The organism is Paraburkholderia sp. D15 (genome assembly GCF_029910215.1).
In the GTDB taxonomy this organism is placed as follows: domain Bacteria; phylum Pseudomonadota; class Gammaproteobacteria; order Burkholderiales; family Burkholderiaceae; genus Paraburkholderia.
Genome location: NZ_CP110395.1, coordinates 2250499 through 2261604 on the forward strand (window position 1 = coordinate 2250499; position 11106 = coordinate 2261604).

Annotated in this window: 6 protein-coding genes; 5 read left to right on the forward strand and 1 reads right to left on the reverse strand. The window is 65.6% G+C overall.

Annotated features, from left to right (window positions below; genetic code table 11):
- The first annotated feature begins 359 nt into the window (after positions 1 to 359).
- The 4 genes from LFL96_RS09690 to LFL96_RS09705 are packed head-to-tail and all read left to right on the forward strand — an operon-like array spanning position 360 to position 9556.
- Positions 360 to 1583, forward strand: coding sequence for an efflux RND transporter periplasmic adaptor subunit (locus LFL96_RS09690; RefSeq protein WP_280995041.1), 1224 nt, complete (start codon positions 360 to 362; stop codon positions 1581 to 1583).
- A 12-nt stretch (positions 1584 to 1595) separates the two neighbouring features.
- Positions 1596 to 4736, forward strand: a complete 3141-nt coding sequence (locus tag LFL96_RS09695) for an efflux RND transporter permease subunit (RefSeq protein ID WP_280995042.1) — start codon at positions 1596 to 1598, stop codon at positions 4734 to 4736.
- 6 nt (positions 4737 to 4742) lie between these two features.
- Positions 4743 to 7976 (forward strand): efflux RND transporter permease subunit, encoded by a 3234-nt coding sequence (locus LFL96_RS09700; RefSeq protein ID WP_280995043.1) that lies wholly within the window; start codon positions 4743 to 4745, stop codon positions 7974 to 7976.
- On the forward strand, positions 7973 to 9556 hold the full coding sequence (locus LFL96_RS09705; RefSeq protein WP_280995044.1) for an efflux transporter outer membrane subunit: 1584 nt from the start codon (positions 7973 to 7975) through the stop codon (positions 9554 to 9556). Before LFL96_RS09700 ends, LFL96_RS09705 begins: the two co-directional genes overlap by 4 nt.
- A 74-nt stretch (positions 9557 to 9630) precedes the next feature.
- Here the strand turns inward: LFL96_RS09705 and LFL96_RS09710 are convergent, their stop codons facing one another.
- Complete coding sequence (locus LFL96_RS09710; protein WP_280995045.1) at positions 9631 to 9834, reverse strand: hypothetical protein; 204 nt, start codon at positions 9832 to 9834, stop codon at positions 9631 to 9633.
- 376 nt (positions 9835 to 10210) lie between these two features.
- On the opposite strand from LFL96_RS09710, the gene LFL96_RS09715 reads away from it, so the two are divergent.
- Positions 10211 to 11104: a glutamate/aspartate ABC transporter substrate-binding protein gene (locus LFL96_RS09715; protein WP_280995046.1), complete on the forward strand. Its 894-nt coding sequence runs from the start codon at positions 10211 to 10213 to the stop codon at positions 11102 to 11104.
- Positions 11105 to 11106 lie beyond the last annotated feature (2 nt).

An 11106-nucleotide genomic window follows, 5' to 3' on the forward strand; every position in this document is an offset into this window, starting at 1 on the left:
GCGGCGTGCGTTGCAGCCGCGCGAGCCGCCGCGCCGGAAGGGTTGCGCCAGGCCGTCATGACCGCCGTGTCACGCGAGCGCTCGCCGCCATGTCGCGTGCGACGACACCGCCATTGTCCTGATTTGCGACACCTCGCGTCGTGAATCGCGACAACGCCGCGCGCGAGAGTGCGGCGCAAGTCACGACGCATCGGCATTTCACGCCTGGCATGGTGGTTGCAGAGGATGACGCGCCAGCCGCCCCGTCACGATCGCCATTGCCATTGTCGTTGTCATGGCCATCGCGTCCACACGGGCGGCGCCCTGACGCCGTTACTCCGTTACTCCGCATTGAACCCGCTCGACTCGCCGAGGCACTCGTGAAAAGAACCAACCTGAAATGGCCGGCCCTCGCCGTCCTCGTGCTGCTGATCGTGGTGGCCGTCTGGTTGCTCGTGTTCCGCCATCCCGCGCGCAAGGCGCCGGCGGCGCCACCCGGCACGCCGGTGTCGGCGGTCGCGGCGAAACTGGCCGACGTACCCGTCTATATCGATTCGCTCGGCACGGTCACGCCGACGCGCACCGTGACCGTGATCACCCAGGTCAACGGGATTCTCGATTCGGTCGACTTCAAGGAAGGCCAGTTCGTGCGCCGCGGCCAGGTGATCGCGCGCATCGACTCGCGCGCGCTGGAAGCGCAACTGGTGCAGGCGCAAGGCACGCTGACGCATGACAAGGCCGCGCTCGCGAACGCCCAGCTCGATCTGCAGCGCTACCGTCAACTGATCAAGGTCGGCTCGATCACCCAGCAAACGCTCGACACGCAGGTCGCGACCGTCAACGAAGACCAGGGCACGGTCGTCTCCGACACCGGCAACGTGAAGAACCTGCAGGTCCAGGTCAGCTACTGCACGATCGTCTCGCCGGTGGACGGCGTGGTCGGCCTGCGCCTCGTCGACCCGGGCAACTACGTGACGACGACCAGCACCACCGGTCTCGCCGTCATCACGCAACTGCAGCCGGCCACCATCGTGTACGCGGTGCCGGAGGACTATCTCGGCCAGATCCGCCGCGCGATGTCGCGCGGCGCGGTCGCCGTGCTCGCCTACGACCGCGACAAGAAGACCCTGCTGTCGCACGGCACGCTGCTCGCGGTCGACAACCAGGTGGACACCACCACCGGCACGATCAAGGTGAAGGCCGAATTCCCGCAATCCGGCGACACGCTGTTCCCCAACCAGTTCGTCAACGCGCGCATGCAGGCCGACACGCTGAACCAGATTCCGGTGATTCCGACCGCCGCGATCCAGCACGGCACCAACGGCGATTTCGTGTTCGTGGTCGGCGCGGGCAACAAGGTGGCGCTGCGCAACGTGAAGTCCGGCCCGGTGAGCGGCGACAACACCGCGATTCTCGACGGCGGCGTGAAGGCCGGCGAGCGCGTGGTGACTGACGGCGCCGACAAGCTCGACAACGGTTCGACCGTGCGGGTGGTGGCGGCGACGCCGGCCGGGGCATCGGGCGCGTCGGGGGCATCGGGTACGTCCGCGGCATCCGGCGCTTCGGCCTCGCCGGCCGCGTCCGCCGCTCCCGCGTCCAACTAACGGCCGGTCTCCATGAATATTTCGCGCCCCTTCATCGAGCGGCCGATCGCCACCTCGTTGCTGATGATCGCCGTGCTGCTCGCCGGCCTGCTCGGCTATCACCTGCTGCCGGTTTCGGCGCTGCCCGAGGTGGACTACCCGACCATCCAGGTCTACACCCAGTATCCGGGTGCGAGTCCCGACGTGGTCAGCTCGTCGATCACCGCGCCGCTCGAAGTGCAGCTCGGCGAAATGGCCGGCCTGAAGACGATGAACTCGACCAGTTCGAACGGCGTCTCGGTGATCACGCTGGAGTTCGATCTGTCGCTCTCGCTCGACGTCGCCGAACAGGAAGTGCAGGCGGCGATCAACGCGTCGGCCAGCTATCTGCCGGCCAACCTGCCCTACCCGCCGGTCTACAGCAAGGTCAATCCGGCCGACGCGCCGGTGCTCACGCTGTCGCTGACCTCGGACGTGCTGCCGCTCACGAAGATCGAAGACCTCGCCGACACCCGCCTCGCGCAGAAGATCTCGCAGATCTCCGGCGTGGGTCTCGTGACGATCAGCGGCGGCCAGCGTCCGGCGGTGCGTATCGAGGCGAACTCCGGCGCGCTGAATTCGCTCGGCCTGTCGCTCGACGACGTGCGCACCGCGCTTGGCAACGCCAACGTCAATCAGGCGAAGGGCAATCTGGACGGCAAGTACCAGGCGTATTCGATCGGCGCGAACGACCAGTTGCAATCCGCCGACCAGTACCCGGACGTGGTGCTCGCGTACAAAAACGGCGCGCCGATCCGGCTCGCGCAGATCGCGACCTCGGTGCAGGCCGCCGAGGACGTGCAGCAGGCCGCGTGGACCGGCACGCGGCCGTCGATCGTGCTGAACATCCAGCGGCAGCCGGGCGCCAACGTGATCGAGGTGGTGGACCGCGTGCAGAAGCTGCTGCCGCAACTGCGCGCGAGCCTGCCGGCCACGCTGAAGGTCGATGTGCTGACCGACCGTACGCAGACCATCCGCGCGTCGGTCACCGACGTCGAATACGAGCTCGCGGTGGCCGTCGCGCTGGTGGTGATGGTGATCTTCATCTTCCTGCGCAAGGTGGCCGCGACCGTGATTCCGGCGGTCACCGTGCCGCTGTCGCTGATCGGCACGCTCGCGGTCGCGTACGGACTCGGCTTCTCGCTGAACAACCTGACGCTGATGTCGCTGACCATCGCGACCGGCTTCGTGGTCGACGATGCGATCGTGATGATCGAGAACATCACGCGCTACATCGAGGCCGGCGACAAGCCGCTGGAAGCCGCGCTGAAAGGCTCGAAGCAGATCGGCTTCACGATCGTGTCGCTGTCGGTCTCGCTGATCGCGGTGATGATTCCGCTGCTGTTCATGGGCGACGTGGTCGGCCGGCTGTTCCGCGAATTCGCGCTGACGCTGGCCATCGCGATCGTGATCTCCGCGTTCGTGTCGCTGACGCTCACGCCGATGATGTGCTCGCGCATGTTCAAGGAGCACGAGGAAGAACACCGCGTCGATTTCTTCGACAAGGTGAACCGCCGCTATGTGCAGGGTCTCGGCTGGGTGCTGGAGCATCGCGCGCTGACGCTGCTGTCGGTCGCGCTGACCGCCGCGCTGACGTTCGCGATCCTGCTGTTGATGCCCAAGGGCTTCTTCCCCGAACAGGACACCGGGCTGATCGAGGGGATTTCGCAGGCGGCGCCGGGCATTTCGTTTCCGTACATGGTGCAGAAGCAGCAGCAACTGGTCGGCGATCTGCTCAAGGACCCGGCGGTCGCGAGCCTGTCCTCGTTCGTCGGCATCAACCAGACGAGCCCGACGCTCAACCAGGGCACCGTGCTGATCAATCTGAAGGACAAGGGCGATCGCGACAGCAGCGCGGCGGTGATCCGCCGGCTCTCGGATGCGACCGGCAGTCTCGCCGGCATGCGTTTGTTCCTGCATCCGGTGCAGGACCTGACGCTCGACGACACGATCTCGACCACCAGCTACCGCGTCGGCCTGCAAGCCACCGACCCGGACACGCTGAACGAATGGACCGGCAAGCTGATCGCCGCGCTCAGGGACGACCCGGCCTTCGCCGACGTGCAGAGCCAGGCGTTGCAGCAAGGCAACCAGATCCAGCTGAGCTTCGACCGCGCGACCGCGTCGCGCCTGGGCATCACGCCGCAGGCGATCGACGACGTGCTGTACGACGCGTTCGGCCAGCGCCAGGTATCGACCATCTACACGCAGCTGAATCAGTATCACGTGGTGCTGGTCGCCGACAAGACCTCCGGCAACCTGTCCGATCTGCTCTCCGGGCTCTACGTGGATACGGCCGCGGGCGGCGTCGCGCCGCTCGCCAGCATGGCGACCATGAAGCTGATCCACGCGCCGGTCACGATCAACCGCCAGGGCCAGTTCCCGTACGCGGACGTGTCGTTCAATCTGCAGCCGGGCTATACGCTCGGCACCGCCGTGACGCGCCTCGCCGACATCGAGAAGCAGATCGGGCTGCCGCTGACCGTGCAGGCGTCGCTGGAAGGCACGGCGGCGACCTTCCAGTCGTCGCTGTCGAACGAGGCGTTCCTGGTGGGCGCGGCGATCATCGTCGTGTACCTGATGCTCGGCGTGCTGTACGAAAGCTTCATCCACCCGGTGACGATTCTCTCGACGCTGCCCTCGGCGGCGCTCGGCGCGCTGCTCGCGCTGGTGATCACGGGCACGCAGTTCGACATCATCGGGTTGATCGGCATCGTGCTGCTGATCGGCATCGTGATGAAGAACGCGATCATGATGATCGACTTCGCGCTGGAGCTGGAGCGCAACGAAAACCTGCCCGCCGTCGAGGCGATCCGCCGCGCCGCCGAACTGCGCTTCCGGCCGATCCTGATGACCACCATGGCGTCGCTGTTCGGCGCGGTGCCGCTCGCGTTCGGCACCGGCATGGGCTCGGAGCTGCGGCATCCGCTGGGGATCGCGATTATCGGCGGCCTCGTGATCAGCCAGTTGCTCACGCTGTTCTCCACGCCGGTCATGTATCTCGCGATGCATCGCGTCGAGGACCGCTTCAGCAAGCGCGGCAAGGGTGATGGCAAAGGTGACGGCGAAGGTGACGGCAAACGCGGCCAGGATGACGCGCCGGGCCACGGCGGCGAACCCGCGCCGGTGGAGTAACGCGCGATGAACCTGTCCGAACCGTTCATCAAGCGCCCGGTCGCCACCACGCTGTTCGCGGTCGGCATCGCGCTGTTCGGCGCGCTGGCGTTCAAGCTGTTGCCGGTCGCGCCGCTGCCCGAGGTGGATTTCCCGACCATCAGCGTGCAGGCCACCCTGCCGGGCGCCGATCCGAACACCGTCGCGACCTCGGTCGCCACGCCGCTCGAACGCCAGTTCGGGCAGATTTCCGGCGTCACGCAGATGACCTCGGTCAGCTCGCTCGGCGCGACCCGCATCACAATGCAGTTCGATCTGAACCGCGACATCAACGGCGCGGCGCGCGACGTGCAGGCCGCGATCAGCGCGGCGCGCACCAACCTGCCCGCCAACCTCGACGGCAATCCGACCTACCGCAAGGTCAATCCGGCCGATGCGCCGATCCTGATCGTCAGTCTCACGTCCGATTCGGCGACCCGTGGCCAGTTGTACGACGCGGCCTCCACGGTGCTGCAGCAGAAGCTGCTGCAAACGCCGGGCGTGGGCGACGTCACGGTGGGCGGCGGCGCGTTGCCGGCGGTGCGGATCGAACTGAATCCTGACCGCGTGAATCACTACGGCATCAGTCTCGAACAGATCCGCAGCGCGATCGCGACCGCCAACGTCGATCTGCCGAAAGGCTCGGCGGGCGTCGGGCCGCTGAAGTACAACATCGGCGCGAACGACCAGCTCTACAACGCGCAGGACTACGCGCCGCTGATCGTCAAGCAGACCGGCAACGACGTCGTGCACATTTCCGATCTCGGCTACGTGCGCCAGGACGTGGAGAATCTGGAGAACTACGGGCTGTCGAACGGCAAGCCGGCGGTGCTGCTGATCGTCTACAAGCAGCCCGGCGCGAACGTGATCGACACGGTCAACAACGTGAAGGCGGCGCTGCCGTTTCTCGAAGCGTCGATCCTGCCGACCATCAAGCTCAACATCCTGATGGACCGCACCTCGACGATCCGCGCGTCGCTGCTGGACGTCGAGATCACGCTGGCGATCTCGGTGCTGCTCGTCACCGCGGTGACCTTCGCGTTCTTCCGCAACTGGCGCACCACGCTGGTACCGGCGATCGTCGTGCCGCTGTCGCTGCTCGGCACCTTCGGCGTGATGTACTTTCTCGGCTTCAGCCTGAACAACCTGTCGCTGATGGCGCTGACCATCTCCACCGGCTTCGTGGTGGACGACGCGATCGTGGTGGTCGAGAACATCATGCGCCACATGGAGCGCGGCGAGCCGCCGATGCAGGCGGCGCTGACCGGCGCCCGCGAGGTCGGCTTCACGGTGCTGACCATCAGCGTGTCGCTGATCGCGGTGTTCATTCCACTGCTGCTGATGGGCGGCATCGTCGGGCGGCTGTTCCGCGAATTTTCGGTATCGCTGTCGGTGGCGATCGTGATGTCGATGGTGATTTCGCTGACCGTCACGCCGATGCTCTCCAGCATCGCGCTGCGCAGCACCGGCCACGCCGACGACGAAAACGAATACCCCGACTCGCGCTTTCACCGCTTCTATGCGCGCACGCTCGGCTGGGTGATCCGCCATCCGGTGCTGATGGGCATCGTGACGATTCTCGTGCTGGCGCTCAACGTGCTGCTGTACATCGTGATCCCGAAGGGCTTCTTTCCGCAGGAGGACACCGGCCGGCTGATCGGCCAGGTACAGGCGTCGCAGAGCATTTCGTACCACGCGATGCAGCAGAAATTCCTCAAGATCAATCAACTGGTCCTGAAGAACCCGAACGTGCAGGCGGTGGGCGGTTTCGTCGGCGGTTCGAACTCGGTGAATACCGCGCTGCTGTTCGTCACGCTCAAACCGCTCGGCCCGCGCAAGGCGAGCGCCGACCAGGTGATCGCGCAGTTGCGCCGCACGCTCGGCGATATTCCCGGCGCGCGCCTGTTCCTGCAATCGGCGCAGGACATCACGGTGGGCGGCCGGCAAAGCGGCGCGCAATACCAGTTCACGATGACCGCCGACGAGCAGACCGATCTCGACAAATGGGTGCCCAAGGTCGTCGCCGCGATGCACAAGCTGCCGATGCTGCAGGACATCAACACCGACCAGCAGGACAACAGCATGCAGGCGAACGTCGCGGTGAATCGCGACACGGCCGCGCGGCTGGGCGTCAATTTCGCGTCGATCGATCAAGGGCTGTACGACGCGTTCGGCCAGCGCCAGGTGTCGACCATCTACAAGGCCGCGAACCAGTATCACGTCGTGATGGAACTCGCGCCGGAGTACTGGACCGATCCCGCCGCGCTGAAGGCGATCTACGTGCCGGCCGGCGCGGCCTCCACCTCGGGCAGCGGCGCGACCGGCGGCGGCACCACCAGCGCGCCGAGCGTCGCGACCTCGGCGCGTGCGGCGTCGGCCGCGGCGGCAGCCGCCAGCGCGGCGGCGGCCGCCGGCCCGGGCAGCGCCACGGTGACGCCCTCCACCGCCGTGCTGTCGAGCGGCAACGCGCTGGTGCCGCTCTCGGCGATGGCGCAATTCTCGATCGCCAAGACCGCGATCTCGATCAACCATCAGGGCACGTTCCCGGCCGTGACGGCGTCGTTCAATCTCGGACCCGGCGCGTCGATCGGTCAGGCGACCCAGCAGGTCGACGAGGCGGTCGCGCAGTTGCGCATGCCGGCCAGCATCGTCGGTAGTTTCGCGGGGACCGCGCAGGTGTTTCAGCAGTCGGTGGCGAGCGAGCCGATCCTGATCATCGCCGCGCTGCTGACGGTGTACATCGTGCTCGGCATGCTCTACGAAAACCTGATGCATCCGCTGACGATCCTCTCGACGCTGCCGTCCGCCGGCGTCGGCGCGCTGATCGCGCTGCTGGTGACCGACACGGAGTTGTCGATCATCGCGCTGGTCGGCGTGATTCTGCTGATCGGCATCGTCAAGAAGAACGCGATCATGATGATCGACTTCGCGATCACCGAGGAACGCCAGAAGAACCTGAAGCCCGAGCAGGCCATCACGCGTGCGTGCCTGATCCGTTTCCGGCCGATCATGATGACCACCAGCGCCGCGATTCTCGGCGCGATGCCGCTCGTGTTCGGCTCGGGCTACGGCTCCGAATTCCGCAAGCCGCTCGGCATTTCGATTATCGGTGGATTGATTTTTAGCCAGATGCTCACGCTTTATACGACGCCGGTCATCTATCTGTGGCTCGACCGCGCGTATCAGCGTCTGCGCCGTCATCGCAAGGAAGCTTCATCATGAAGAGCAAGGTAACGAGGCTCACCCTCGCCGTCTCGTCCGCCACGGCCGCGCTCGCCGCGCTGTGCCTGAGCGGCTGCGCGATCGGGCCGGACTACAGCAAGCCGACTGTCGCGATTCCGGCCACCTTCAAGGAAGGCGTCGACTGGCAGCGTGCGCAGGCCGATCCGCAGGCATCGCTGTCGAGCACGTGGTGGGAGGTCTATCAGGACGACACGCTGACCGGTCTGATCGGCCGCTCGCTGAAGGCGAACCAGTCGATCGCCGCGGCCGAGGCCGCGTACCGGCTCGCGCAGGCCACCGTCGATGCGAACCGCGCGAGCTTTTTCCCGGTCATCACCGCCGGGCTGTCGGCCACGCGCAGCGGCACCGGCAACGGCGCGGCGAGTTCCGGCATCAGCAGCACGACCGGCAGCACCACCGCCGGCATCCGCAATTCGGTGAGCGTCACGGCCGCCGCGAGCTGGGAGCCGGATCTGTGGGGCGAAGTGCGGCGCGAAGTCGAATCGGCGAAAGCCAGCGCGCAAGCCAGCGACGCGCAACTGGCCGGCGAACGCCTGTCGATCGCGGCGACGCTCGCCACCGATTACTTCGCGCTGCGCCAGGCCGATCTGGATATCGATTCGCTGAAACAGCAGCAAACCATCGACGCGCGCATTCTCGACATCACCCGCACCGCGTATCTGCAAGGCACGGCGTCGAACGACGACGTGCTGGTTGCGCAGGACACGCTGGAGATCGTCATCGCGCAACTGCAAAGCACGGAGACCACGCGCGAACAGGACGAGCATGCGATCGCGGTGCTGATCGGCGTGCCGCCTTCCAGTTTCTCGCTGCCGGCGAAAACGGACTACACGTTCGCCAATCCGGCGGTGCCGCTCGCGTTGCCGTCGCAACTGCTCGAACGGCGTTACGACGTGGTCAGCGCGGAGCGCACCGCCGCCGCCGCCAACGCGAAGATCGGCGCGGCCGAGGCGGCGTTTTTCCCGGTGCTGGATCTGTCCGCGCAAGGCGGCTTCGAACACAACACGTTCGCGCACCTGTTCTCGTTGCCGAGCCGCGTGTGGACGCTCGGTCCGGATCTGGCCGCGACGATCTTCGACGGCGGCGCACGCACCGCCGCGGTACACGAAGCTCGCGCGACCTACGATCAGGACGTGGCGAATTATCGCGGCGCGGTGCTGACGGCGTTCCAGGGCGTCGAGGACAGCCTGTCGTCGATCAATCATCTGCAACGGCAGACCCAGGCGTATGGCGAGATCTATCAGCGCAATCAGCAGCTGTTCGCGAGCCAGAAAGCGCAATTGCTGGCCGGCACCGCGAGCGAGCAAAGCGTGCTGACGCAGCAACTCACGCTGTTGCAGGCCGCGCAGTCGCTGAAGGACAGCCAGTCGCTGCTCGCGCAAGGCAGCGTGGCGTTGATCAAGAATCTGGGCGGCGGCTGGCAGGAAAATGGCAGCCAGCCGGCGCCGGGTGTCGCGGCAGCGTCGAGCACGGCTTCGGCATCGAAGCCGGCTACGGCGTCGGCTACCACAGCGGCTGCCACAGCGGACCTCGCGTCGAGGCCTGCGTCGGCACGATAAGCGCGAGCCGCACGAGCCGCGTACATCCGCGCGGCTCGCTGCGCTTTCATCTCACTTCGCTTTCTTTCTTCCCGTCACGAGCGGGCGCCGGTCTGCAGGCGCGCCAGCAACTCGCGTCCCTGACGCGTCAATTGCAGCGTCATTTCATGCGGCTGACGCTGTTGCACTTCGACGAGCGCGTAGCGCCGCAGCGCGAGTACATCCGGGTCCAGCGGTTCGATACGCTTCTCCGTGTCGCGAAGCAGCATGAGTGTGGCGAGTTCATGATGGCTGAGCATCCGGCACCTCCGTTCGTCGATGCATGGCGATGGACAGATACTAGGCAAGCCACGCTACAGTTTGGCTACAGGCGTGTTTCCGCTTCTTACGCGGCGCCGCGCCCGACGACCGCTGTCCGCCGCAGCCCCCGGCGCACACCGGATCGCGCTCGCGGCACGCCTAACTCCCCGTAACTCCCCGTAATCCCATAGCCCCAACGCATTGCCGAATTCCGTTCTGGCCCGCCGGACGGTGCGACCGCCCCACCGGGGTCGATTCCTTTTCGCGTGTCAGTAGTTAACATATGTTGTCATTATTTTGTTTACGGCAACATATGGTTCTGGGCACGCACAGTCGCGTGCCGCTAACGATCGTTCGACAACACTGGGGAATGTGATGGTCCGGGAAAAATTGCTGCTGCTGGCCGTGCTGGCATCGACCGCTTTCGGCGCGTTCGCGCAGGACGCGACGCCGACCTTGGCGAAGGTTCAAACCACCGGCCTGATTTCGATCGGTCACCGCGAGACGTCGGTGCCGTTTTCGTACATGGACGCCAATAATCAGGTGATTGGCTTCTCTCAGGACCTGTGCAACAAGGTGATCGACGCGGTCAAGCTCAGAACGAAACGCGCCGACCTGCGCGTGCGCTTCATTCCGGTGACGTCGCAGAACCGCATTTCGCTGGTGCAGAACGGCACCGTGGATCTCGAATGCGGCGTGACCACCAATCTCGTCGCGCGGCAGAACCAGGTGGCCTTTTCCGACACGTTCTTCGTCGCCACCACCCGGTTGTTGACGCGCAAGGACTCGGGCATCAAGGACTTTCCGGACCTCGCGGGCAAGACGGTGGTCACCAATCAGGGGACGACGTCCGAGCGCATCCTGAGAAAGATGAACGAAGAGAAGAAGATGAACATGCAGATCATCAGCGCCAAGGACTACGGCGAGGGGCGTCTGACGCTAGAAACCGGCCGGGCCGTCGCGTACATGATGGACGACGTGCTGCTGGCCGGCGCCCGCTCGTTGACCGCGAAACCGTCGGACTGGGTGCTGGTGGGCACGCCGCAGTCGTCGGAGGCTTACGGCTTCATGCTGCGCAAGGACGACCCCGAGTTCAGGAAACTGGTCGACGACGCGATGCAGCAGGTCATGAAAAGCAAGGACATCGACGCCATCTACGACAAATGGTTCATGAAGCCGGTCCCGCCGAAGAACCTCACGTTCGACTTCCCGATGAGCGAATCGCTGCGCAAGGTGTACGCGAATCCGAACGACACAGCGTTGGAATAAGC

Coding starts and splice junctions, on each gene's coding strand:
- LFL96_RS09695 (WP_280995042.1), top strand. CDS start 1,596: ATGAATATTTCGCGCCCCTTCATCGAGCGGCCGATCGCCACCTCGTTG.
- LFL96_RS09700 (WP_280995043.1), top strand. CDS start 4,743: ATGAACCTGTCCGAACCGTTCATCAAGCGCCCGGTCGCCACCACGCTG.
- LFL96_RS09705 (WP_280995044.1), top strand. CDS start 7,973: ATGAAGAGCAAGGTAACGAGGCTCACCCTCGCCGTCTCGTCCGCCACG.
- LFL96_RS09710 (WP_280995045.1), bottom strand. CDS start 9,834: ATGCTCAGCCATCATGAACTCGCCACACTCATGCTGCTTCGCGACACG.
- LFL96_RS09715 (WP_280995046.1), top strand. CDS start 10,211: ATGGTCCGGGAAAAATTGCTGCTGCTGGCCGTGCTGGCATCGACCGCT.